Source organism: uncultured Algibacter sp. (assembly GCF_947490405.1).
Lineage (GTDB): Bacteria > Bacteroidota > Bacteroidia > Flavobacteriales > Flavobacteriaceae > Algibacter_B.
This window is the reverse complement of sequence record NZ_CANLGU010000001.1, coordinates 655,280-679,309: the sequence shown is the minus strand read 5'-3', so window position 1 is coordinate 679,309 and position 24,030 is coordinate 655,280. Positions and strand designations below refer to the sequence as shown.

The window sequence follows — 24,030 nt, the reverse complement described above, 5'->3', positions numbered from 1 at the left end:
TAAACCAAATGACTAACGATTACTTTTCAGGATTTAGTAAAATAGCATAAATCTGAATGCCAAACCCAATAAGAATAAGTGTTGGAGATAAGCGAATACGTCTCCAGTTAAAAATTTCAGGATTAAAAACGTTAGGGTCATCACTACCACCACCGGCCATTAAAATAAAACCTAATGCTATAATAGCTAAACCAATAAACATAAATTTGTAATTCTTTTTACCGAATACAAAAACTGGTTTTGAATTTTCTTTACGTTTTTTTTCTCCCATCGTTTAAAAGTATTGTTGCAAATTAAAGCTTTTATTTAAAAAGGATGTTAATCTAATTCTAAAATTGCAGTTTTTAACACTAATAATATAGTTCATTAGTTCTTAGGTTCAAGAAGCGTTGCGTAGCAAAATGTGTACTTATCCATGTAATAACAATGCCAAGAGCAAAAATTAAAACAAACAACAAAGTAACTAAAATGGGATTACTAAGTAATTCTAACTCAGTAAATGTTTTATTTAAATAGTATAGAACAATAGCCATACCTACCAACGCCAAAATAGCACCAATCATACCCAAACGAACACTTTTCCATACAAAAGGTCTTCTAATAAACTGTTTTGTAGCACCGACCATTTGCATGGTTTTTATAGTAAACCGTTTGGAATACACTGCTAGACGTATAGAGCTATTAATTAATAATACAGCAATTAAAGTAAAAATGCCACTAATGATAAGAACCCAGAAACTAATTTTTTTAACATTGTCGTTCATGAGGTTAACAAGGTCATTATCATAAGTTACTTCTTCAACAAAGTTTTTACTTGTCGCTTCCGCGGAAATTTTCTCAAGATGTTCGGAGGTTACAAAATCGGCTTTTAAATGTACATCAATAGAATTTTGAAGTGGATTGTAGCCTACAAAATCCATAAAGTCTTCACCGTTTTCAGCTTTCATGAATTCGGCAGCTTGTTCTTTAGACACATACTCGGTAGATTTTACATAATCTGCCATAGCTAAACTTTTTTCAAGCTGTTTGGTTTCCACTTCTTTAGCGGTATCTTTTAAAAAAATAGTCACTACAACTTGCTCTTTAAAATGGTCAGACACCTTTTTAGCATTTAAGATTAGCATCCCTAAAAGTCCCAGTAAAAACAGAACAAGGGCAATACTTAACACTACAGAAAAATAGGAAGAGATCAGTCTACGTTTTTGGTGTTTTTCAAAAGATGAACTCATAAAGAAAATGGATTAATCATGTAAAAATAATAAAGTATATACAATATGTATTTATTTAAACTAAAACATATCAACATTGTTGTGTCTATGTCAACTTCTTTGTAGGTTTACTTATAATGTACACCCCAATAATAACCATTATGCAACTTAAAATTTTCACGAGATCAATATCTTGTGCGTATGCATCTTGCATAAGTACATAGGCATAAATACTTACCATAATAAAACTGATTACAGGTTGTAAATAAATATAACTACTAGTCACAGAAGGCATAACGTGGTTAAGGGCATAAACATTAAATAAGTAGGCTAAAAATGTAGTAAACAAAACAACATAGCCAATTACTAAATAGGTGTTTACAGTAAAAGCTTCAAAATTTGTATTTATAAAATCAGTTATAGTAAGCGGAGCAACAAAAATTAGCCCAAATAAAAACATCCAACTAATAACTGTTATGGCATTATATTTCTTCATTAGTGTTTTTGCAATAACCAGATAAAGACCATAGCTAGTAGCATTTAAAAACACAAACAAATTACCAATAAACGAACTCGTTCCAGTAGCTTTACTCCCATAAATGATAAGAAATACTGCGCCAATACCAGCAATTGTAATACCAATTAATTTATTTTTAGTTATGCGTTCTTTTAAAATAAAAAAGCTAAAAATTAATACAATAACAGGAGTAACGGTCATGATTATTGATGCATCAACTGGTGATGTTAAGTTAATGCCATGAAAGAAAAATAGCATATTAGCTGCAGCACCAAGTAAACCACAAAGTATCAATCTTAAAAAGTCTTTGCGTTCAACGTTTTCCTTAACAAAGAAAAATTTAATAGTCCAGAATAAAATTACACAACAAGCTAATCGAATAAATACAAAGGCATTAGGATTTATTTTTTCAGGCATAATGCCTTTGGCAATAATATAATTAGCACCGTAAATTAAATTGGCTCCAAGAAGAGCAAAATGCGCTTTGTAAATATTTGAATTCAATAGGTTGTTGTTAAAGCATCAAAAGTAAATGTATATTATTAAAACAGCATACTATTTTACTTATTAAACTATTAAAAATAAAAGGTTTTTAAGTTTATTTATAAAACGTAAATTTGCCATCAAATTCGTCATTCCGAGCGAAGCGTGGGAATCTTTTAATTTTTAGTTTCAATTATAGAGATTGCCATAATCGTGCTTCCTTCGCAATAACGTTTTAAGAACACGTTAGCAGAAATTATATGAAGTACGATTTCAATAAAATTGAAGAAAAGTGGCAAAAGTATTGGGCAGATAACCAAACGTTTAAAGCCGAAAATAATAGTGACAAACCAAAGTATTACGTTTTGGATATGTTTCCTTATCCAAGTGGAGCAGGATTACATGTAGGACATCCGTTAGGATATATTGCTTCTGATATTTATGCGCGTTATAAGCGTCATCAAGGGTTTAATGTATTGCATCCTCAAGGCTATGATTCTTTTGGTTTGCCTGCAGAGCAGTATGCAATTCAAACGGGGCAGCATCCAGCAATTACTACGGCTGAAAATATTAAAACCTATCGTCGTCAATTGGATCAAATAGGGTTTTCGTTTGATTGGTCTCGAGAGGTTCGTACTTCAGACCCAAGTTATTACAAATGGACACAATGGATTTTTATTCAACTATTTGAGTCTTGGTATTGTAAAGATCATGAAAAAGCTTTTGCTATTTCCGATTTGATTGATGTGTTTAAAGAGTCTGGAAACGCAAATATAAATGCCGTTTGTGATTATGATGCTGAACCTTTTACATCAGAAGAATGGAATGGATTTACTGCTGAAGAACAACAAAAAATAGTATTACAATACAGGTTAACCTATTTGGCTGAAACCGAGGTAAACTGGTGTCCTGCATTGGGAACGGTTTTGGCTAATGATGAAATTGTAAATGGTGTTTCAGAGCGAGGTGGTCATCCTGTAGTTAGAAAAAAAATGACTCAATGGAGTATGCGTATTTCTGCTTATGCAGAACGTTTGCTTCAAGGTCTTGAAACTATAGATTGGACAGATTCCTTAAAAGAAAGCCAGCGTAATTGGATTGGAAAATCGGTTGGAGCCCAAGTGAAATTCAAAGTGGTTTCTAATGAGGTTAAAGAAGCTCCAGAGATTGAAGTATTTACTACCAGACCTGATACTATTTTTGGAGTAAGTTTTATGACCTTGGCTCCTGAACACGATTTGGTAAAGCAAATAACCACTCCAGAACAAAAACAAGAAGTTAACGCCTACATTGAAGCCACTGCAAAACGGAGCGAGCGCGATAGAATGGCCGATGTAAAAACCATTTCAGGAGTGTTTACAGGAGCTTATGCGATTCACCCGTTTACAGAAAAATTAATTCCGATTTGGATTGGCGATTATGTTTTGGCTGGTTACGGCACAGGAGCAGTAATGTCTGTACCATGTGGTGATGAGCGTGATTACGCTTTTGCAAAACATTTTAATATCCCTATTCCTAATATATTTGAAGGGGTTGACATTTCTGAAGAAGCGTTTTCAGACAAAGCAAAAACTGTGATAGGAAATAGTGATTTCCTAAACGGGATGAATTATAAAAAAGCCACCAAACGTGCTATTTATGAATTAGAACAAATAGGACAAGGCGAAGGTAAAACCAATTACCGTTTGCGCGATGCGGTGTTTAGTCGTCAGCGTTATTGGGGAGAGCCATTTCCTGTGTATTATGTAAATGGGTTGCCACAAATGATTGATGCTGCGCATTTGCCAATTAAATTACCAGAAGTTGAAAAGTATTTACCAACCGAAACGGGCGAACCACCACTAGGAAACGCTACCGTTTGGGCTTGGGATACCGAGAAGAATGAAGTGGTTTCTAATGATTTGATTGATAATAAAACCATTCATCCTCTTGAGTTGAATACCATGCCAGGGTGGGCAGGAAGCTCATTCTATTTTATGCGTTATATGGATCCTGATAACCAAAATGAAATAGCATCAAAAGAAGCGATGGACTATTGGCAAGATGTTGATTTGTATATAGGTGGAAGCGAGCATGCCACAGGACATTTATTATACTCACGTTTTTGGCAAAAATTCTTGTTTGATAAAGGTGTTGTACCTAAAGATGAATATGCTAAAAAGCTGATTAATCAAGGGATGATTTTGGGGACTAGTGCTTTTGTTTATCGTCTGCAATTTGGAGCTAAAGTGTGGTCTGAAACTTCAAATGTTATTGAATATTTATCTAAATTAATAAGCAACCTACCAATCTTCATTTTGTCAGGTGGATTAATTCAAGACTTAAAAGTTAATGAGGAAATTTATCTTAGAGATCAAAGAAATTTTATAAAAGATTATCTATTATCAAAAGGGTATTTTAATAATATTGATATAAACGATATATTAGTTACAATAAATCCTATTCATGTTGATGTTTCGTTTGTCAATTCTTCAGACCATTTAGATATTGAAGCTTTTAGAAAGTGGAGACCAGAATTTAAAGATGCCGAATTTGTTTTAGAAGATGGAGTTTATAAAGTAGGACGCGACGTCGAAAAAATGTCCAAATCTAAATATAACGTTGTTAATCCAGATAACATTGTTTCAGATTATGGCGCAGATAGTCTTCGTCTTTACGAAATGTTTTTAGGGCCTTTAGAGCAATACAAACCTTGGAATACTGCTGGTATTTCAGGTGTACATTCGTTTCTTAAAAAACTTTGGAAATTATATGCTGATGATAACGGCTTGAAAGTTACAGACGCAACACCAACAAAAGACAATTTAAAAACGCTACATAAAACCATTAAAAAAGTTCAAGAAGATATTGAGAATTTCTCGTTTAATACATCGGTATCTACCTTTATGATTGCTGCTAATGAGTTAACAGCCCAAAAATGTACTAGCAAGAGTATTTTAGAACCTCTGTTGGTTTTAATTTCGCCTTATGCACCGCATATTGCTGAGGAATTATGGAGCAAATTAGGAAATAGTGGTTCGATTTCTACAGCGCCTTTCCCAGTATTTGATGCAAGTCATTTAGTGGAAAGTAGCAAGAATTACCCGATTTCGTTTAATGGGAAAATGCGTTTTACTATGGAATTGCCCTTGGATATGAGTAAAGATGCTATTGAAGAAGCCGTTTTAGCAAACGAAAAAACACAAGAGCAATTAGCAGGACGTACTCCTAAAAAGGTGATTGTGGTTCCTGGGAAGATTGTGAACATTGTTGGGTAATGTCATTGCGAATTACGCTTTTGGGCGTAATGTGGCAATCTGTTGAAGCTTTACTCTATTAAGTTTTAATTTACAAAGATAACCACGTCGTGCCTCCTCGTTATGACGGGTTATTAATAAATTACGGTTTGTTCCGCGTTAGGGATTATTCATTGGTTAATATTTTAAATTAATGAAATCATGAATGCTTTGCATTTGAAGTGGATTGCCCACAGCCTGACGAAGGAAGTGCGAGGACTTGTAACGAATAGCCCGACCCTTTGGGTAACGCCCAAGTATTAAATTTAAAGCCTATGAATGATACTGAAATTATTGGTTTTGCAGCTGCTATTTTGACTACGGCTGCGTTTCTTCCTCAGGTTTATAAAACGTGGCGTACTAAGGATGTGTCTAGTTTGTCGCTCCCAATGTTAGTGATTTTTTTTATTGGTATTGTGATGTGGTTGTGGTACGGTATTTTGAAAAATAGCCCATCGATGATTTTTGCAAATAGTATTACCGTTTTATCTTCGTTTTTATTGATGTATTTTAAAGTAAAATATACAAGAAAGTAAACTTTTCGTGATTTTATTTAAATTCCTATTAAACTGATGTGAATTATGGTTTAGTTAGCTATTTGAGTTTTTTTATGAAAAAAATTTAACAAAAATTTGATTTTAGTTATAATATTAAAATTTTTATTATAATTTTACACTGGTTTTTACAAATAAAATATCGTATTTATGAAAATTGGAGTTCCTATTGAGATTAAAAATAATGAAAACAGAGTGGGGATGACACCCTCTGGAGTTTTTGAATTAACAAAAAGAGACCATGCGGTTTACGTGCAACAAAATGCAGGTTTTAATAGTGGTTTTTTAGATGAAGATTATATTGGAGCTGGGGCAACTATTCTTGATAGTATTGAGGAGGTCTATGCTGCTGCAGAAATGATTGTTAAGGTTAAAGAACCTATAGAGCCAGAATACAAGTTAATTAAGCCAAATCAGGTGGTGTTTACGTATTTTCATTTTGCTTCTAGTGAGGTGTTAACAAATGCTATGATTGACAGTAAAGCGGTTTGTATTGCTTATGAAACGGTTGAGGATGCAGATGGGTCGCTGCCATTGTTAATACCAATGTCTGAGGTGGCAGGTAGGATGTCCATCCAGCAAGGAGCTAAATATCTTGAGAAACCGATAATGGGTCGTGGTATTTTATTGGGAGGTATTCCTGGAGTTCCGCCTGCTAAAGTATTGATTCTTGGTGCTGGTGTAGTTGGACTACAAGCGGCACGTATGGCGTCTGGTTTGGGTGCTTCGGTTCATATTTTAGACATAAATATGAAAGCGTTACGACATGTTAGTGATGTAATGCCTAATAATGTAGTGAGCGAATATTCGAGTGAGTATAATATTAGAAAACATATTGTTGATTCTGATTTAATTATTGGTGGCGTACTTATAAAAGGTGCTAAAGCGCCTAAATTAATTACTAAAGATATGTTGAAAGAAATGCGGCCTGGAACGGTTATGGTTGATGTAGCTGTAGATCAAGGCGGGTGTTTTGAAACGACTAAACCTACTACACATCAAGATCCAACATACATAATTGATGAGGTTGTACATTACTCGGTTGCTAATATGCCTGGGGCGGTACCTTATACATCTACCATGGGACTTACTAATGTAACTTTGCCATATGTTATTAAATTGGCAAGTGAAGGATGGGAAAAAGCTTGTGAAAACAATAAATCTTTGGCAAAAGGATTAAATATTGTAAAAGGAGAAATAGTTTATAAAGAAATTGCTGAAGCCTTTGATATGGAAATGGTTTAAGAACTTAATTTAGTTAGTAGAAACGTCTAATTCTTGTTAAGAGTTAGGCGTTTTTGTTTTAAATAAAGGTAGGAATGAAGTCTGACAAACGTGCAGTTTATAAAATTGGCGTTATTTTTGACAATGATTTAGTAAATTTACAATAATTACAAGAAATTATGATAGGATATTATATATTAGGAGGATTGCTTTTTTTGATTAGTTCTTATGTTAGTAACAAGCTAAAAAGCAAGTTTGGACACTATTCCAAAATTACTTTACAAAACGGAATGAGTGGAGCAGAAATTGCTGAAAAAATGTTAGCAGATCATGGTATTACTAATGTGTCAGTTGTCTCCACAAGTGGAAGTTTAACAGATCATTACAACCCTCAAAATAAGACGGTAAATCTAAGTGAATCTGTTTATGCTCAACGCAATGCAGCAGCGGCAGCAGTTGCGGCACACGAGGTAGGTCATGCGGTTCAACATGCACAGGCTTACAGTTGGTTAAAAATGCGTTCAGCTATTGTACCTGCAGTTGGTATAAGTAGTAAGTTATCAAATATAGTTATTATGGTTGGTCTTGGAATGTCTGCCGCTGGAACAGCTTTGGGAAATGGAATATTTTTACTTGGGATTGCGCTTTTTGCCGTAACAACACTTTTTACTTTTATTACGCTTCCTGTAGAATATGATGCAAGTAACAGAGCTTTAGCGTGGTTAGAAAATAAGAACATGGTTACAAGAGAAGAGCATGCTGGTGCAAAGGATGCTTTAAAATGGGCAGCAAGAACATATTTAGTAGCTGCAATAGGTTCTTTGGCTACACTATTGTATTTTGTAAGTATATTTTTAAACAGAAGAAGTTAATACAAAAGATTAGATAATATGAATAATCAATTCGAAAACCCAATGCCAGCTAGAACCTTGGTGAGTCATCTAGCAAATGAAGAGCGTGTAGCTTTTTATAAAAAAACCTACACCCATGTTGCTGGTGGTGTTTTAGCATTTATTTTTTTTGAATACCTTTTATTGCAAAGTGAAACTATTGTGAATTTTGCATTATCAATGACTGAAGGATATCTTTGGTTAGTTATGTTAGGAGGCTTTATGCTAATAACAAATTATGCCGAAAGTATGGCTTTACGAACTACAGATAAAAACAAACAGTATATTGCTTATGGTATATACATTTTAGCTGAAGCCTTTATTTTTGTTCCTATGATATACATCGCTGCATCTTATATGGATGCAGGGAATGAAATATTGCAACAGGCTGCTATAGTAACTTTGGCATTATTTGCAGGTTTATCTGCGGTTGTATTTGTAACAAAAAAGGATTTTTCTTTTTTAAAAACAGGTTTGACTATTGGTTTTTTTATTGCACTTGGATTAATTATCGCGGGAACCATTTTTGGCTTTAATATGGGGCTATGGTTTTCTGTGGGGATGTGTTTATTGGCTGGCGGAAGCATATTATATCAAACTTCAAATTTAGTACATAAATATAGTGAGGAAGAGTATATTCCTGCTGCTTTAGGATTATTTGCATCCTTGATGTTACTATTTTGGTATATATTAAGAATATTTATGTCTAGGGATTAAAATTTAAACAATATAATATTATGAAAGCTCTGAGGATTTCGGGGCTTTTTTTGTTTCTTTATTGCAGATTTACTTATAATGAAAACCCCATTAAAATATTACAAAAAACATAAAAAGAAGTATCAAGCCGAGGCTAAAAGCTTGTATAAGCAAATGGCAGGTTTAAGCACATTACGTGTGTTAACTTTTTTAATTACAGTTTTTGGAGTTTATTTCTTTTTTAATACATGGCAAATAGCAGCTCCCATTGCAGTTTTTGGAATTGTAGTTTTTATTTATTTGCTCTCAAAATATACAGATATTAAACGACTACGTGCTTTTAAGAAAGCCTTGGTAGTTATTAATGAAGAAGAAATTGAAATCACTTCAGGAGATTTCCATTCGAGAGCTGATGGCATGGAATTTCAAGATGCAACACATTTCTATAGTTTAGATATCGATTTATTTGGACGCGGATCTTTCTTTCAATGTATTAATAGAACAACCATAAAAGAAGGTACCCAAAAATTAGCTGATGTTTTAAAAGCTAATAATATTGAAGACATAAATCTCAGACAAGAAGCTATTAAGGAACTGGATTCAAAACCCAAGTGGCGGCAATATTATTCAGCTACTTCTAATTTGGTTCATATTGAAACTCCTGCAAAACATATTATTTCATGGTTGCAAAATTACAAACCATTTTTACCTAAGATAATGTCTTGGTTACCCATTGCTTTTGGGTTAAGTTCGGTTGCTATTTTTTTACTCACTGTTTTGGGTGTTATTACTAATCAAACCTTAATAGGGTATTGGCTGCTTGTTGGGTTTGCCATAACTGGAAGCCATCTAAAAAAAATAAATAGTTTAGCGTCTAATACAGATAAAGTTCGTGATACTTTTCGTCAGTATGCTTTTTTACTCGATTTAATTGAAAATGAAACGTTTTCTTCAGAATTATTGCAAGCTAAACAAAAACAAATTCAATCAGTAGATAAGAAAGCTTCAGCTATTTTTAAAGATTTATCTAAAGCATTGGATGCATTAGATAATCGAAACAATATCATAGGCGCAATTTTTGGTAATGGCTACTTTCTAACAGATATAAGCAATAGTTATAAAATCCAACAATGGATTTTTAAATATGCAGATAAAGTATCTGATTGGTTTGAAGTGGTTTCCTTTTTTGATGCCTATAATTCGTTGGGGAATTACGCTTATAACCATCCTGATTTTGTCTATCCTGAAGTTAAGAATCAAGGTGAAATTATTAAAGCACAACAATTAGCGCACCCTTTATTAAACAAAGAAAAGCGGGTGGATAGTGATCTAACTATTGATAATGAGCAATTTTTTATTGTTACAGGAGCAAATATGGCGGGAAAAAGTACGTTTTTAAGAACGGTGTCTTTGCATATTGTTATGGCTAATGTGGGTTTGCCAATATGTGCTAAATCAAGTAACTACGTTCCTGTAAAATTAATCACTAGTATGCGTACGTCTGATTCTTTAACGGATGATAGTTCGTACTTTTTCTCAGAATTAACACGGCTCAAATTTATTGTAGATGCTATTCAAAAAGAACCTTATTTTATTGTTTTAGATGAGATTTTAAAAGGTACAAATAGTACTGATAAAGCGATTGGTTCTAAAAAATTTGTTGAAAAATTGGTGGCTTCTAATGCAACAGGTATTATTGCTACGCATGATTTAAGTTTATGTAATATTGAGGATGAATTAGATGATGTAAAGAACTATTTTTTCGATGCACAGATTATTAATGATGAACTTCATTTTGATTACAAACTTAAAGAAGGAATTTGTCAAAATATGAATGCGTCTTTTTTATTAAAGAAAATGAATATTGTATAAATTTTAATTTTTCAGATTATTCAAAGCTTCCACCACATCTGATTCATGTACCATAAAGCCTGCATTGGTATTAAAGTATCTGTTGGTATCATTTAGTTTTAAAATAGCATTTTCAAATTGTTTTCTTGCTTCGGTTTTATTCTGTATGCCTAAGTAAGCAAGCCCCAAGTAATAGTAAGAATCTGCAATGTCTTTATTTATAAGTAATTGTTTTTGTATGGCATCGATGGCTTCACCATATTGCTTATTTTTAACATATAATATGGCAAGCGAATGATAATCTGCAAAACCAAAGTCATCTTCAGAATCATAACTGTTTATGCATGTTTTAATAGTTTCTATCCCTTTTTTATAATTCCCAGTTTTAGCATATGCTAAACCTAAAATAATTCGCATATCTTTTTCACCTCCTGGTGTAAATTGAATAAATGCTTTAGGCATACTATAATAAGTTTCTAAATCTTGTATGCAGAGTTTGTAATTTCGATATTGCCAATACCAATAGGCTCTGTAGCAGAGATACTCCAGAGGTTTTAATCGTATCGCTTCGTTTAGAATTTCTAAACCTTCAAGTAAAAAACCACGTTTAAAATAAGGTACAGACTTCTCGTAATAAGCCCAGGCAAATTTTGGTCCTACTGCTATAGCTTTATCAAATAATAATTGAGATGCTTTGCTTCCCTGAGGGTGCTTTATGGCTTCGTCACAAAGTTCGCAAGCTTGTCTTTCAGGACTTCCTTCCAGGAAAATAAAGCAATTTACTTGACTGAAACAAAAACTACTTGCCATAAACAAAATAATAGAAGTTGTTGTTTTCATGACTTTACAATTTTACCGTTTTTCATTTTTATATTTATAAATCGGTAACCATCATAATCTTTACCTTTGTAAAAAGGATGATGCCAATTTTTTAAGGATTTTGCTATTGAAAGTATATGGTTTTGTAAATCTTTCGGACAATTAGTTTCCATGAAATTGGTATCCAAAATTTCCATTCTAAATCGTCCCGTTTCATTATTGCAATTCACGGCAAAACGGATAATAAAATAACCACTAAATGTTTTATAGTTTGGCTGAAATATATACTTTTTTATAAGCGCTTCTTCTAAAGCTTTTTCACCGCCAGAGTATCTAATATATGCCCGTTTGTGTAGTACTTTGGTAGAATCGCAGAATTTGAAATTAGGCTTGTCTTTAGTTTTGTCAAAAGGCGTGTCTCCAATTTGATTTTCATAATATTTCTGAACCTTTTTTGAGTTTTGACATCCAAAAACAAAAAGGATAACTATAAAGAAAGTATAGTAATTATTTTTCAGCATCAGTTTTTAACTTAATTTTTTCAATCATTTCAATTGCATTTTTATCATCAGGTTTTAAACTTAACACTTTATAATAGTTTTTTAGAGCTTCAGAGTGATTATCTGCTTTAAAATAGGCTTCGCCTAAACTGTCATAAACATTGTGTCTGTAGGGGAACATTTTTGCGTTAAAATCAAAAACATATAAAGCTTTTTCTATACGATTAGAGCGAAGTAACGAATAGCCATACGTGTTTAACTCTCTGCTGCCTTTTGTGAATTCAGCAAACCTAGCGACTAAATTAGATTCATCGATTCTAAGACTATCTAACGATTTGGTTTTTAGTAAATGATCCATGTAGTTTGCAATCAAATAATTTGACCTGTATTTATTATCCGTTACAATACTCAAGATATCGCGCTCAAATGTTTCTTTGGGATGTTCTACAATTCTATTCATTTCTTTTCCATCTTTGTAGAAAATAAAGGTAGGAACACGATGAATGTTTAATCCTTTTTCTTCATGGTTTGGGCTTTGTTTATAAGCGTCTTCTGTTCTGTTTACAGCTATAACTTGTAGCTTATTTTTAGGAAACTTAGCGGCCTCTAAAACCTTGTAAAATCTTGGGACTTCTTTTTTGCTGTCGCCACACCATGTTCCTAAAAATATCTTGACTTCATAACGTTTTAAGGAGTCTTTTAGCTGCTTTACAATCGATTTGTTTACTAAATAATCTTCATGATTTTTTGAGAACCAACTGTTAAAAGAATTTCCCGTTAAACCACTCTTGTTTATTTCTCCTAAAAGCATTTGGTTGCCCTTTTTATCAAGTTCGATATGATTTAAGGTTTGGGAAAAACCTAACTGTAGGCTAAGTAAAATAGAGAGTGTAAAAATTGCTCGTTTCATGAATTGATGTTTTAATTGATATTCCCAAACATAATTTTCAGAAACGAAACTTTCTAATAGCTTGTATGTTCTACATGAATAGCCATACGTATAAGGGTTTAGCGTTTGCAAACTGCAAATTCTACGTTGATAACTACAAAACTTACATTTGTACAGATTCTTTGATGGTTTTGACTTTTCTGATTACTTTTAAAAAATGACTTTTATAAATAAGAATACCTCTCAAGTTCTCGTCCATATTTTATTTTGGATGTTGTTTGTATTCGTGTCTTTGTTTTTGTTTTCTGATTATTATTGGAAAGAAAATCCGTTTTTACAATATGTGTCGCTTTTGATAGCCATTGTTTATGTAAACCACTTTTTTTTGCTTCCTTTTTTTGTTAGAAAAAAGCTTTACATATTATACGTTTTTGTATTTGCAGGTATTTCATTTTTTGCAACCCAATTATATTGTTATGCCTTTGCACAATGTGGTTGTAGTATTCCTAAATGCTTAAGCGATTATTTATGGCAAACTTTAGTGCCGCTTATTTTTTTCTCATTTGTGTGGGTTTTGTATCGATTTATAGATGAGCAAGAAGAAGTTGAAGCTGTAAAAAAGGAACGTGCAGAAATGGAATTAAAGTTTTTAAAATCGCAAATCAATCCGCATGTATTATTCAATAATTTGAATACGATTTATTCCTATTCTATTGAAAAACCTCACGATACACCAGAATTAATTTTAATGCTTTCTGATAATTTGAAGCATGTGTTGTATGAAAGTAATGAGAAGACTATTTCACTTGAAAAAGAAATTCATTTTATTGATAACTATATAAAGTTTCAGAAAATAAGAACCGAAGGGGTTAAGCAGATTATTTATACTAAAACCATAAACGCTTATCAATATCAAATAGCACCTTTGCTTTTAATAACAATTATTGAAAATGCTTTTAAACACAGTATTTTGAATAGTGAAATTAAAGTAGATATTGTTGTTGAAGCTGGCGTTTTAAACTTTGTTTGTGAAAATGATTATAACAGTGAAAAATTAACAACAAATGATTTGAAAATTGGCTTACAAAACTTAGAAAAACGTTTGGAACTCATATATAAGGACAATTACGAGTTTAATATTAACAAAGATAAAACGTTTAATGTTTCTCTTAAACTAAATTTAAAATGACTTGTGTAATAATAGAAGATGAAATTCCTGCGCAAAAGATTTTGAAGCGTTTTATTTCTAAAATACCAAATCTAGAATTAGTCAAAACGTTTCAGGCAGCTATTGAGGCTAATTCGTTTTTAAACCAAGAATCAGTTGATTTGGTTTTTCTTGATATTAATTTGCCAGATATGTCTGGTTTGGATTTTATAAAAACGGTTAAAAACCCACCTGCAATTATCATGACCACAGCTTACTCAGAATATGCAGTTGGTAGTTTTGAGTTGGCTACTATTGTAGACTATTTAGTTAAACCGTTTTCTTTTGATCGATTTTTAAGAGCTATAAACAAGGCTAAAGATAGGGTTGAAATTCCTAAACCTGTTTCGAATGAAAATGAAAACTCTATCTTTTTAAATGTAGATAAAACCCTCCATAAAATTGTATTAAATAATATATTGTACATAGAGTCTGAACGTAATTATATCACGGTAGTAACAGGAAACAAAAAGCTTTCTTATATTGATTCTTTAAAAAACTGGAATGAAAAACTACCTAAAAACGTATTCATTCAAGTGCATAAATCTTTTATTGTGAACACCACGTTTGTAAGCAAAATTTCAGGGAATACTATTTATGTTAAAGACAATAAAATCCCTATTGGGCGGACTTATAAGCAAGAATTGCTTTCCAAATTAGGTATTTAAACTTTTATTAGAAGTTGCTATATTTACTTCTATGCAACATGATTCAAAATTACCCGAGGTAGGAACTACCATTTTTTCTGTAATGAGCAAATTAGCCAAAGTACACGACGCTATAAACTTGTCTCAAGGGTTTCCAGATTTTGGTAGCGACCAAAAGCTTATAGATTTAGTTAGTGAAGCAATGAATTCTGGTTATAATCAATACGCACCAATGGCTGGCAATTTAGAGTTACGAGAGGCTATTGCCAAAAAAATGCATGAACTTTATGGTACAACATATCATCCAGAAACCGAAATTACAATTACTGCAGGTGTAACTCAGGCTATTTCAACAATACTTTCAACCTTTATTAGTAAAGATGATGAAGTCATTATTTTTAAACCTGCTTACGATAGTTACGAACCTGGAATAAAGCTTAATGGGGGGAAAGTAATCCCTATTCAGCTTGAAGCACCTGGTTTTAACGTAGATTGGGAATTAGTAAAAGAAAAGGTTAATAATCGTACTAAAATGATTATTGTCAATACGCCTCATAATCCAAGTGGTACAGTATTTTCAAAAGAAGATATGTTAGAGTTAGAACGAATCACTAAAAACACGAATGTTATTGTTTTAAGTGATGAGGTATACGAACACATGATTTACGATGAGGAAAAACATCAAAGCGCCTGCTTGTTTCCAGATTTAAAATCAAGAAGTTTTATCGTAGCATCTTTTTGTAAAACCTTTCATAATACAGGTTGGCGTATTGGTTATTGTTGCGCCCCTAAAGAACTTATGAAACTATTTATACAAGTGCATCAATTTAGTGTGTTTTGTGTGCACCACCCTACCCAAAAAGGTATTGCGGATTATATGCAAGAACCAGAGCATTATTTGAGATTGTCTACATTTTACCAGAGAAAGCGTGATTTGTTTTTAAATTTAATTAAGGACACTAAATTTAAATTTAAACCATCAAAAGGAACTTATTTTCAAGTGCTAGACTACTCAGAGATCACTCAAGAATATGATGTGGATTTCGCAAAAAGACTAACTGTTGAGTATGGCTTAGCTTCGATTCCGTTATCTGTTTTTAATCATAATAATATAGATGATAAAGTCTTACGGTTCTGTTTTGCAAAAAAAGATGATACACTAAAACAAGCAGCAAAAATCTTAAATAGGATTTAGGTAACTTTTTTTAAAAGCCTGTGTCTAAAACATAGAATTTAAAAAAGAAATTATGAGATTTTTGTTATTACTTTTATTTATTGGATTAGGAAACGTGCTAAATGCTCAAGATATTAATTTGAATGGGGTTAATTATGAAATAAAAAATGATAGAGTTTTTAAAGCTGGTGTGGATATAACAGATACTTTGTCTGTCGATGAAAAACAAGATATTCTTCAAGCTTTTGATAAAAAAATGACTCAAATTGAAGCATCCGAAGCAACCAAAAAACGTATAGAAAAAGCAGAAAAAGAGCAAGAAAAGGCTGAAAAAGACCAGAAAAAAGCAGAAAAGAAGCAAAAAAGGGCAGAAAAAGAATTAAAGAAAAGAAAAAAAGTACAGTCTAATTTCGATAAAACTACTAAAAAGCACAAGGCTGCTATTAGTAAATACGAAAAGTTAAAAAAGAGGGGCAAACTATCTCCACAAGATGAAGCAAAATGGTTAGAGAAGATTGATAAGTATAAAGTAGCTTCAGAAAAAGCAAAAAAGAAATTAAAGCGTTCTTAAAAAGAATTTTAGTTCATATAAATATAATAAGGAATTAACATTTTTCTTTTGGTAAAAGAGAGGTAAAATACTAATTTAAGTGTCGTTAATTAAATTGTTGTGTCAATGCAAAACGAACTTAAAATTGCTTTAATTCAGTCTGATTTAACTTGGGAAAGCCCAACAAAAAACCGTCAAAATTTCACTAAAAAGATTGAGGGTATTTCTGAAGCCATAGATATTATTATGCTTCCAGAAATGTTTACAACCGGATTCACAATGAATGCTAAATTTGTTGCTGAAACCATGGGCGGCAATACCGTTTTATGGATGAAAGAGATGGCTTTAAAAGCAAATGCTGCCATTGTAGGTAGTGTTGTTATTTCAGAAAAGAATAACTTTTACAATCGATTACTTTTTATTGAGCCTTCAGGACATGTAACATTTTATGATAAAAGGCATACTTTTACTTTAGTTGGTGAGGATAAAGTATACAGTTCAGGGAAAGAAAAAGTAATAGTACATTACAAAGGTTGGAAAATTAGACCTTTAATTTGTTATGATTTACGTTTTCCTGTTTGGTCAAGAAATACCGAAGATTATGATGTTTTATTGTATGTAGCTAATTGGCCAGAGCCCAGAGTTTCTGCCTGGGATGCATTATTGAAAGCTAGAGCTATCGAGAATATGTGTTATTGTGTTGGTGTGAATAGGGTTGGTGTTGATGGTGTAAATAGTAAGTATTCTGGACACTCTGGAGTTTATGATGTTTTAGGAAATCTTATGACTGGATTTGAGCCTAATGAAGAAGATGTACAAGTTGTAAATCTTGAGAAACGTCATATTGAGGCTTACAGAAATAAACTTAAGTTTTTAGATGATAGGGACACTTTTAATATTAATTAAAAGAAAGTGTTTCTTCAATTCCCCAATCTGCTCGAATTTCAATCTCCTGAAAATGACTTACTTTTTCAGGTTGAAGATTTTTTAGATAGTTTCCTGTGTCAAACTTTTTGTTTCCGTTCACGTCATGTATAATTCTGATTGAATACATGCCTGCATCTAAATTTAGGAAGTCAACAGGTCCAGTTTTGTTTACGGATTTTTCATGTTTGACGCTGCCACTTTTATCGGTAAGCTGAATAATTACTGGGTATGAGGCATTTATTAAAGTGAAACGTACATATCCGTAATCCGAAGCTTTTCGTGTTTTGATGGCATAGTTTATTGTGTCTTTGTTTTTATCTCCAAAGAAATCTTCAAAAGCCTCGGGAAGTATTCGAATACGGTAATTATCATCTTCAGATTTGTCAAATTTTATAGAATATGTGTTTAAAAGGGTGTTAAAATCTGTGGTGAATTCTACCTGAATTGAATCCTTATCCATCATAGATATTTTAGAATCATCAAAATTTAATAAAGGCGTTGTTCCAGAAATTTTAAAATCTTCGTCATAACCAATATTTCCAGAAGGGTAGGTACTAATTATTAAAGTATCTCGTTTTTGTTCGCTGATTCTAGCTGTAAATTCTTTTTCAAATTCTTTTTTAGACACTTTAAAAACCAAAGAGTCTACTTCTAACCTCGGTTTGTACCAATAATTTAAAGTATCTGTTTTAGGGTCTTTTGTAACGCGATATTCAAATTCTGAAGGGGTTTCAGAAATGATATCGATTTTCATGCCTTTGTAATCGCCTTCGTAGCCAAAAGCAATTTTTTCGCCAGAAATTAAACGAGGTCTTGTGCCTTTAAAATCTATATCTTCATTGAAAAGTCTTAATGTATACGAAGAGTCTGTTGGTACTTCAATAAAACTTTTATGAAAAGCTATTTGATCTGTTTTTTGCTGAAATTTGTTATCGCCATTACCATCTTTAAGAGCCATAAGCAAATACTTGCCTGATTTTAAATTTTCAATAGAAAATGTTGTAACGCTATCCAGTGTATTGGTAATGTATTTAGGAGTTTCTTTATAGATTATAGAGTCAGTGAATGTAGAATCAACTTCGTATAAAGCCACATTTACAAAGGTTTCGGGTTCTCTTTTTAAAGCGTCAACAATATTTCCGTTTACAGATAGAGAATCAATATGATCTCCTGTTGAAAATACATATCGATAATAAGGATATGGGTTGCCTTCATTATTATCTGTTATACTATTACCAAAATTAAATGCATAAGTGGTATTAGGTTGGAGGGTGTCGTAAATTTTAATAGTTATGTATTTGCTGGCATTACCCAATGGTGTAACATCAGGCTGTGTTTTCATAGGAGGTGAAATAATAAGCTGCTTTTGTAGGTCTTTAATTTTTATATATTCATCAAAATAAACTCGAATTTCATTGCTTTTGAAGTTTGTAGAATAATTTTCTGGTTCTGATTTAATAATGCTTGGAGGTGTTTCATCTTTAGGCCCTCCGTCAGGCGTTCCACGATTTGCACAGTTTATAAAAAAGAATCCAATGATTAAAGTGAAAATAAAATTTGAAAGGGTCTTGTTCATCAACAATTTTAAATTTTAGCAAAAGTACATGAATTATGCTAAAAAATATAACGGTTATTTACTTAAGCTATTGCCATTGTTGCAACACTTATTTTTATATGCTCTGTTGCATTTAAAACAGATATACAAGCTTCTAGTGTCGCTCCAGTTGTTATAATGTCATCCACAACTAGAATATGCTTATTTTCAATTTCTGAAATATTTTTTAATGCAAAAAGCTCATCCCCACTATTCCATCTTGCAAATCTCCTTTTATTAGTTTGAGATTTAGTGTTTGAAATTTTAATCAATACATTGTCTAGATATTTGGCGTTTAAAGCTTCGGCTATTTGTTGTCCAAATTTTGTCACCTGATTATAACCTCTTTTTTTTAATTTGTTTTTATGAAGTGGAACAGGAATAACGGCATCAATATTTTGATAGGCTTTAATAGATTTTAATTCTCCACCTAACCAATTTCCTAAAACAAAACCAATATGTTCATGACCTTTGTACTTAAGGTTATGGATGAGTCGCTGAACGTTACCTTTTTTTTCAAATCTAAATAAAGCAGTGCCGTTTTCAATTTTTGCTCTACCGTATAGCACTTTGTTTACACTTTCGTTATTATCAAAATGAAAATTAGTTACTGGTAAATCATGGCGGCAATCTAAACAAATAGATTCTTCATTATCGCTTAGTTGGTTATGGCAAGCATAACATACTTTCGGGAAGAATAAATTTACTAGATTTTTTATCAATTAGATTTTTTTATAATTTTTAGTACTTTGCCATTTTCAAATTTCAAAAAGTAAAGACCTTCTGCGTATTTTGAAATATTCAACGTTTTGCTTAAACCTTCATTAATAACCTTACCAGTGAGATCTAAAAATTTCCAAGCCTTTTCTTCAGATAAAAATATCTTTCCGCTAGTTGGGTTAGGATAAGCGAAAATTGACTTGTCTTTAGTTGAAGTAATACTTAAAAGGTTTTCAGATACCCATCTAGCTGTATTATTAGCGTTGGTTGCTCCTGCAGTAGAAAAATTTCCACCAGCAAATAGTTTGTCTGTTCCATCAGTATCTGTTGCAAATTGTAATGTGTTGATTTTTATATTAACTCCAACACTAGTATTAGTCCCTAAAGCTTCCCAGCCTTCCGTTGTACTCCAACGTGCAATATTGTTAACAATATTACTATTGTTTGTATCAATATTTGCTAAATCAAAAGCACCTCCTGCATACAAGTAAGTGCCATCATGAATTAAGGTGTTTATAATATTATTTACGCCGTTATCTAAAGGAGACCAAGACAATGTGCTTTTGTTCCATTGAGCAACACGATTTACAGTTTGCCCGCCAGCAATAGCAAAGTTTCCACCAATATATACATCTGTTGGTGTTACGGCTATCGCTTGAACGAATCCACTTGTGCCCGTGCCAAGTGTTCCCCAATTAATACCATTCCAAGTAGCAATTCTATTGGCAGTTATATTACCTGCTTCATCAAAATTCCCACCCACATATAATGTTCCGTCATTATCTAACGCTAAAGATCTAATTTCATTATTTGTTCCAGCAATAGTAGTGGTAGCATCAGTAAGCGCATTCCATTGACTACCATTCCATTCCGCTATATTTCTAACAGTACTTCCATTAGCGGTTTCAAAAACACCTCCGGCGTATAAATTTCCGTTAGGCCGTAATGCAAGAGCAGCAACACTACCATCAACTCCTGTGCCTAAAGCAGACCAGGAAGTTCCATCCCATTTAGCAATGTTTTGAGCACTTATGCCTCCAATTTCAGTAAAAGAACCTCCTGCAAATACATCGCCATTTGGCGCGATTGATAAGCTGCTTATTGTTCCATTAGATCCACTGCCTAGTGCCTGCCAACCCAAAGTTTCGTTCCACATGGCAATATTATTAGCGGTTACATTACCAGCAGTATTAAAGCTTCCGCCGTGATATATATTTCCATTTGGAGCAGTAACTATTGTATTTATAATTCCGTTACTAATACCTTCATTTAAACTTGCCCATTCTCCAATTCCATCTACTGGGGTTCCAGAAGGTGGAGAAGTACCGTCTATTAATTTGTAAAGTTGCGCATTAGTGCCATAATCACTAAAATATAATTCACCACTTTCATCAACTCCAAAAGAAGATATAAATTCGCCTGAGGTTTTGAACAGTTCTGTTCTATTTGAGTTTCCAGTAGAAGCATTATAATCTAAAGACCAAACCCTTCCGCTAATGTAATCTCCGTAGATATACTTAGAATTAATATCTGGACTTAGACTAGTAATTTCAGACCCTCTATATACATAACCACCCGTAATGGATTGGTCTCCTTGATTGTGGTTAGCGAAAAATACTGGAGATTCTGTTGGTCCTGTTATGGTAACTCCACTATTTGCAATAGTGTTGGCTTCAAAACGACTCCATCCGTAGTTTTTACCATTTTCATAAATATTAATTTCTTCAAAAGCATTCTGTCCTACATCACCGCCCCACAATCTACCTGTAACTTCATCGAAAGACATTTTCCATGTATTTCTAATACCATAAGCATAAATTTCATCTAAACCACTAGCTCCTAGAAATGGATTGTCACTAGGAATTTCATAGTTCCCATCAGGTAAAACTGGATTTGTTTCTACAGGATTACTTGAATCCAAGTCTACATCAATTCTTAATATACTGCCAAAAATATTATTGGTGTTTTGCGCATTCCCTTGGGGGTCATTTCCACCGCCACCGTCACCGACAGAAATGTAAAGATATCCATCAGGTCCAAAAGCTATTTTACCGCCGTTATGGTTACTATTGTCTTGGTTTTTATCAAATTGAAAAATAACCAATTCACTTGCTGCATCCGCTAAGTTGGAATCTGAGCTACTTCTAGAAAATCTAGATAAAACTATTCTTTCAGAAATTCCAGTAACTGGACTATCTGCGATGTAGTAGACATAGAAAAAGCCATTAGTTATATATTGAGGATGAAAAGCTAAACCCAGTAATCCTATTTCTTGTCCACTAATGAAACGAACTCGGTCCGTAATATCAAGGAAAGTGCCCAATGATGTAGTAGTAACATCACTTTGATTAGGAAACACTTTTATCCTTCCCGGTTGCTCTAAAACAAAAAATCTGTCTGAGTTATCGTTAGCATTTTGAATTTCTACAGGGAATTGAAAATTAATGTTAGGAAAAGCAGGTTCATACGTAATTTGAGCATAATTTGTCGTACAAACACAAAGTATAAGCACCACAAGGTGTAGGGAGAATGTTTTCATGGTTTAAATTTTTCATAGCGTTTGAGTTTTGCAAAAATACAAAAAATATGAGTTTTAGTTTAATAATGATGAAATTAGAAGTATTGTCTTGTTTAGAGTTCAATTATTCGTACTGTTATATGTACTGAATTTACGGTATTATATTTTTTTTAAAGAATACTATTTAGTTTGAGAGGGTTTTTTATTTTTGCACCTATGGCAAATCAAGATGATCAATTTAAGAAGGTAATTTCGCATGCAAAGGAGTATGGATATGTATTTCAAAGTAGCGAAATTTATGATGGTTTAAGTGCAGTTTATGATTATGCACAAAACGGGGCTGAGTTAAAGAAAAACATTCGCGACTATTGGTGGAAGGCCATGGTGCAAATGAATGAAAATATAGTAGGGATTGACGCAGCTATTTTTATGCATCCAACTACTTGGAAAGCTTCAGGGCACGTTGATGCATTTAACGACCCATTAATAGATAATAAAGATTCTAAAAAGCGTTACAGAGCTGATGTTTTAATTGAGGATTATTGTGCTAAAATTGAGACTAAAATTGATAAAGAAGTAAAAAAGGCTGCAAAACGTTTTGGAGAAGCTTTTAATAAAGAAGAGTTTATTACTACCAACGGACGTGTTTTAGGTTATCAAGAAAAGATAAACATAATACTATCAAGAATGGCTAAATCTTTAGAAAATGAAGATTTAGCTGATGTAAAAGCTTTAATTGAAGAATTAGAAATTGCTGATCCTTTAACGGGTAGTAAAAACTGGACAGACGTTAAGCAATTTAATTTAATGTTTGGAACTAAGCTTGGAGCTTCGGCTGATACAGCTATGGATTTATATTTACGTCCAGAAACAGCTCAAGGTATTTTTGTTAACTTTTTGAATGTACAGAAAACAAGTAGACAAAAAATCCCTTTTGGTATAGCACAAACTGGTAAGGCATTTAGGAATGAAATTGTTGCAAGACAGTTTATATTTAGAATGCGTGAGTTTGAGCAAATGGAAATGCAGTTTTTTATAAAACCAGGCACCCAAGGAGAATGGTATGAGCATTGGAAAAAGACTAGGATGAAATGGCATTTATCTTTAGGAATGGGGAAAGAGAACTACCGTTTTCATGACCACGAGAAATTAGCACATTATGCTGATGCCGCTGCAGATATTGAATTTAAATTCCCATTTGGGTTTAAAGAACTAGAGGGTATCCATTCAAGAACGGATTTTGATTTAAAAGCACATGAGGAGTACTCTGGGAAGAAATTGCAATATTTTGATCATGAGGATAATGCGAGTTACACACCATATGTATTGGAAACTTCTATTGGTTTAGATAGAATGTTTCTTGCGGTTTTCTCTAACGCTTTACAAGAAGAAGATTTAGGAGACGGAAAATCACGTACTGTTTTAAAATTACCAAGCGTTTTAGCGCCTACTAAAGCAGCAATTTTACCATTGGTTAAAAAAGATGGTTTGCCAGAAATTGCAAAAGAAATAGTGGAGTCGTTAAAATGGGATTTTAATGTAATTTATGATGAGAAAGATGCGGTTGGAAGACGTTACAGAAGACAAGATGCTAACGGAACACCATTTTGTATTACTGTAGATCATGATACTAAAGAAGACAATACAGTTACTATTCGCCATAGAGATTCTATGGAACAGCAACGTGTTAAAATTGAAGATTTACGCATGATTATTAAAAAGGATATTGATGTGCGTAATTGGTTAATGAAGATGAAATAAGAATTACCTATGAAATTAAGGAAGTA

At 32.8% G+C, this 24,030-nt stretch carries 21 protein-coding genes; 12 read left to right on the top strand and 9 right to left on the bottom strand.

Annotated features, from left to right (window positions below; all coding sequences use genetic code 11):
- Nucleotides 1-19: 19 nt before the first annotated feature.
- The 3 genes from Q0772_RS02800 to Q0772_RS02790 form a co-directional block, all read right to left on the bottom strand.
- Nucleotides 20-271 (bottom strand): DUF3098 domain-containing protein, encoded by a 252-nt coding sequence (locus tag Q0772_RS02800; protein WP_298340053.1) that lies wholly within the window; start codon nucleotides 269-271, stop codon nucleotides 20-22.
- A 79-nt stretch (nucleotides 272-350) separates the two neighbouring features.
- Nucleotides 351-1,229, bottom strand: a complete 879-nt coding sequence (locus Q0772_RS02795; RefSeq protein ID WP_298340049.1) for a permease-like cell division protein FtsX — start codon at nucleotides 1,227-1,229, stop codon at nucleotides 351-353.
- Between the two features lie 85 nt (nucleotides 1,230-1,314).
- A complete protein-coding gene (locus tag Q0772_RS02790; protein ID WP_298340046.1) occupies nucleotides 1,315-2,229 on the bottom strand; it encodes a DMT family transporter in 915 nt (304 codons plus the stop codon).
- 239 nt (nucleotides 2,230-2,468) lie between these two features.
- Here Q0772_RS02790 and Q0772_RS02785 point away from each other — a divergent pair, with 239 nt between their 5' ends.
- The 6 genes from Q0772_RS02785 (at nucleotide 2,469) to Q0772_RS02760 (ending at nucleotide 10,719) form a co-directional block, all read left to right on the top strand.
- The gene (locus Q0772_RS02785) at nucleotides 2,469-5,465 is read left to right on the top strand and encodes a class I tRNA ligase family protein (protein ID WP_298340043.1); all 2,997 of its coding nucleotides are present in this window, start codon (nucleotides 2,469-2,471) and stop codon (nucleotides 5,463-5,465) included.
- A gap of 293 nt (nucleotides 5,466-5,758) precedes the next feature.
- Nucleotides 5,759-6,019 (top strand): SemiSWEET transporter, encoded by a 261-nt coding sequence (locus tag Q0772_RS02780; RefSeq protein WP_298340040.1) that lies wholly within the window; start codon nucleotides 5,759-5,761, stop codon nucleotides 6,017-6,019.
- Nucleotides 6,020-6,187: 168 nt separating this feature from the next.
- Nucleotides 6,188-7,282, top strand: a complete 1,095-nt coding sequence (gene ald / locus Q0772_RS02775) for an alanine dehydrogenase (protein ID WP_298340037.1) — start codon at nucleotides 6,188-6,190, stop codon at nucleotides 7,280-7,282.
- Nucleotides 7,283-7,440: 158 nt separating this feature from the next.
- Nucleotides 7,441-8,133 carry a zinc metallopeptidase gene (locus Q0772_RS02770; RefSeq protein ID WP_298340034.1) on the top strand — a complete coding sequence of 231 codons (693 nt, stop codon included), beginning with the start codon at nucleotides 7,441-7,443 and terminating at the stop codon, nucleotides 8,131-8,133.
- Nucleotides 8,134-8,151: 18 nt separating this feature from the next.
- Nucleotides 8,152-8,868 carry a Bax inhibitor-1 family protein gene (locus tag Q0772_RS02765; protein WP_298340031.1) on the top strand — a complete coding sequence of 239 codons (717 nt, stop codon included), beginning with the start codon at nucleotides 8,152-8,154 and terminating at the stop codon, nucleotides 8,866-8,868.
- A 78-nt stretch (nucleotides 8,869-8,946) separates the two neighbouring features.
- Nucleotides 8,947-10,719: a DNA mismatch repair protein MutS gene (locus tag Q0772_RS02760; RefSeq protein WP_298340029.1), complete on the top strand. Its 1,773-nt coding sequence runs from the start codon at nucleotides 8,947-8,949 to the stop codon at nucleotides 10,717-10,719.
- Between the two features lie 3 nt (nucleotides 10,720-10,722).
- Here Q0772_RS02760 and Q0772_RS02755 read toward each other — a convergent pair whose 3' ends face one another.
- Genes Q0772_RS02755 through Q0772_RS02745 form a run of 3 tightly spaced genes read right to left on the bottom strand, consistent with a single transcriptional unit; the run spans nucleotide 10,723 to nucleotide 12,927 of the window.
- Entirely contained in the window at nucleotides 10,723-11,538 is an 816-nt protein-coding gene (locus tag Q0772_RS02755; protein WP_298340026.1) for a tetratricopeptide repeat protein, read from the bottom strand.
- On the bottom strand, nucleotides 11,535-12,038 hold the full coding sequence (locus Q0772_RS02750) for a hypothetical protein (protein ID WP_298340023.1): 504 nt from the start codon (nucleotides 12,036-12,038) through the stop codon (nucleotides 11,535-11,537). The genes Q0772_RS02755 and Q0772_RS02750 overlap by 4 nt, the downstream gene beginning before the upstream one ends.
- Nucleotides 12,025-12,927, bottom strand: coding sequence for a thioredoxin domain-containing protein (locus tag Q0772_RS02745; protein ID WP_298340020.1), 903 nt, complete (start codon nucleotides 12,925-12,927; stop codon nucleotides 12,025-12,027). The genes Q0772_RS02750 and Q0772_RS02745 overlap by 14 nt, the downstream gene beginning before the upstream one ends.
- 196 nt (nucleotides 12,928-13,123) lie before the next feature.
- Here Q0772_RS02745 and Q0772_RS02740 point away from each other — a divergent pair, with 196 nt between their 5' ends.
- The 5 genes from Q0772_RS02740 to Q0772_RS02720 all read left to right on the top strand — a co-directional run bounded on the left by Q0772_RS02740 (nucleotide 13,124) and on the right by Q0772_RS02720 (nucleotide 17,390).
- The gene (locus Q0772_RS02740; RefSeq protein WP_298340018.1) at nucleotides 13,124-14,095 is read left to right on the top strand and encodes a histidine kinase; all 972 of its coding nucleotides are present in this window, start codon (nucleotides 13,124-13,126) and stop codon (nucleotides 14,093-14,095) included.
- Nucleotides 14,092-14,781 (top strand): LytTR family DNA-binding domain-containing protein, encoded by a 690-nt coding sequence (locus Q0772_RS02735; protein WP_298340016.1) that lies wholly within the window; start codon nucleotides 14,092-14,094, stop codon nucleotides 14,779-14,781. The genes Q0772_RS02740 and Q0772_RS02735 overlap by 4 nt, the downstream gene beginning before the upstream one ends.
- A gap of 31 nt (nucleotides 14,782-14,812) precedes the next feature.
- A complete protein-coding gene (locus tag Q0772_RS02730) occupies nucleotides 14,813-15,955 on the top strand; it encodes a methionine aminotransferase (RefSeq protein ID WP_298340013.1) in 1,143 nt (380 codons plus the stop codon).
- A gap of 52 nt (nucleotides 15,956-16,007) precedes the next feature.
- The gene (locus Q0772_RS02725) at nucleotides 16,008-16,505 is read left to right on the top strand and encodes a hypothetical protein (protein ID WP_298340011.1); all 498 of its coding nucleotides are present in this window, start codon (nucleotides 16,008-16,010) and stop codon (nucleotides 16,503-16,505) included.
- Between the two features lie 105 nt (nucleotides 16,506-16,610).
- Nucleotides 16,611-17,390: an amidohydrolase gene (locus Q0772_RS02720; protein WP_298340008.1), complete on the top strand. Its 780-nt coding sequence runs from the start codon at nucleotides 16,611-16,613 to the stop codon at nucleotides 17,388-17,390.
- Here the strand turns inward: Q0772_RS02720 and Q0772_RS02715 are convergent.
- The 3 genes from Q0772_RS02715 to Q0772_RS02705 form a co-directional block, all read right to left on the bottom strand.
- Entirely contained in the window at nucleotides 17,383-18,987 is a 1,605-nt protein-coding gene (locus tag Q0772_RS02715; RefSeq protein ID WP_298340005.1) for an Ig-like domain-containing protein, read from the bottom strand. The two genes, Q0772_RS02720 and Q0772_RS02715, sit on opposite strands and share 8 nt — an antisense overlap.
- Before the next feature lie 62 nt (nucleotides 18,988-19,049).
- Nucleotides 19,050-19,727: a phosphoribosyltransferase family protein gene (locus tag Q0772_RS02710; RefSeq protein ID WP_298340002.1), complete on the bottom strand. Its 678-nt coding sequence runs from the start codon at nucleotides 19,725-19,727 to the stop codon at nucleotides 19,050-19,052.
- Nucleotides 19,724-22,264 (bottom strand): PQQ-dependent sugar dehydrogenase, encoded by a 2,541-nt coding sequence (locus tag Q0772_RS02705; protein ID WP_298339999.1) that lies wholly within the window; start codon nucleotides 22,262-22,264, stop codon nucleotides 19,724-19,726. Before Q0772_RS02705 ends, Q0772_RS02710 begins: the two co-directional genes overlap by 4 nt.
- Before the next feature lie 195 nt (nucleotides 22,265-22,459).
- Here Q0772_RS02705 and Q0772_RS02700 point away from each other — a divergent pair, with 195 nt between their 5' ends.
- Nucleotides 22,460-24,004: a glycine--tRNA ligase gene (locus Q0772_RS02700; RefSeq protein ID WP_298339997.1), complete on the top strand. Its 1,545-nt coding sequence runs from the start codon at nucleotides 22,460-22,462 to the stop codon at nucleotides 24,002-24,004.
- Nucleotides 24,005-24,030: the final 26 nt, after the last annotated feature.

Excerpts from the sequence above, each read along its gene's own strand:
- Q0772_RS02800 (WP_298340053.1), bottom strand. The coding sequence starts at position 271 with ATGGGAGAAAAAAAACGTAAAGAAAATTCAAAACCAGTTTTTGTATTC.
- Q0772_RS02795 (WP_298340049.1), bottom strand. The coding sequence starts at position 1,229 with ATGAGTTCATCTTTTGAAAAACACCAAAAACGTAGACTGATCTCTTCC.
- Q0772_RS02785 (WP_298340043.1), top strand. The coding sequence starts at position 2,469 with ATGAAGTACGATTTCAATAAAATTGAAGAAAAGTGGCAAAAGTATTGG.
- Q0772_RS02780 (WP_298340040.1), top strand. The coding sequence starts at position 5,759 with ATGAATGATACTGAAATTATTGGTTTTGCAGCTGCTATTTTGACTACG.
- ald (WP_298340037.1), top strand. The coding sequence starts at position 6,188 with ATGAAAATTGGAGTTCCTATTGAGATTAAAAATAATGAAAACAGAGTG.
- Q0772_RS02770 (WP_298340034.1), top strand. The coding sequence starts at position 7,441 with ATGATAGGATATTATATATTAGGAGGATTGCTTTTTTTGATTAGTTCT.
- Q0772_RS02765 (WP_298340031.1), top strand. The coding sequence starts at position 8,152 with ATGAATAATCAATTCGAAAACCCAATGCCAGCTAGAACCTTGGTGAGT.
- Q0772_RS02760 (WP_298340029.1), top strand. The coding sequence starts at position 8,947 with ATGAAAACCCCATTAAAATATTACAAAAAACATAAAAAGAAGTATCAA.
- Q0772_RS02755 (WP_298340026.1), bottom strand. The coding sequence starts at position 11,538 with ATGAAAACAACAACTTCTATTATTTTGTTTATGGCAAGTAGTTTTTGT.
- Q0772_RS02750 (WP_298340023.1), bottom strand. The coding sequence starts at position 12,038 with ATGCTGAAAAATAATTACTATACTTTCTTTATAGTTATCCTTTTTGTT.
- Q0772_RS02745 (WP_298340020.1), bottom strand. The coding sequence starts at position 12,927 with ATGAAACGAGCAATTTTTACACTCTCTATTTTACTTAGCCTACAGTTA.
- Q0772_RS02740 (WP_298340018.1), top strand. The coding sequence starts at position 13,124 with ATGACTTTTATAAATAAGAATACCTCTCAAGTTCTCGTCCATATTTTA.
- Q0772_RS02735 (WP_298340016.1), top strand. The coding sequence starts at position 14,092 with ATGACTTGTGTAATAATAGAAGATGAAATTCCTGCGCAAAAGATTTTG.
- Q0772_RS02730 (WP_298340013.1), top strand. The coding sequence starts at position 14,813 with ATGCAACATGATTCAAAATTACCCGAGGTAGGAACTACCATTTTTTCT.
- Q0772_RS02725 (WP_298340011.1), top strand. The coding sequence starts at position 16,008 with ATGAGATTTTTGTTATTACTTTTATTTATTGGATTAGGAAACGTGCTA.
- Q0772_RS02720 (WP_298340008.1), top strand. The coding sequence starts at position 16,611 with ATGCAAAACGAACTTAAAATTGCTTTAATTCAGTCTGATTTAACTTGG.
- Q0772_RS02715 (WP_298340005.1), bottom strand. The coding sequence starts at position 18,987 with ATGAACAAGACCCTTTCAAATTTTATTTTCACTTTAATCATTGGATTC.
- Q0772_RS02705 (WP_298339999.1), bottom strand. The coding sequence starts at position 22,264 with ATGAAAACATTCTCCCTACACCTTGTGGTGCTTATACTTTGTGTTTGT.
- Q0772_RS02700 (WP_298339997.1), top strand. The coding sequence starts at position 22,460 with ATGGCAAATCAAGATGATCAATTTAAGAAGGTAATTTCGCATGCAAAG.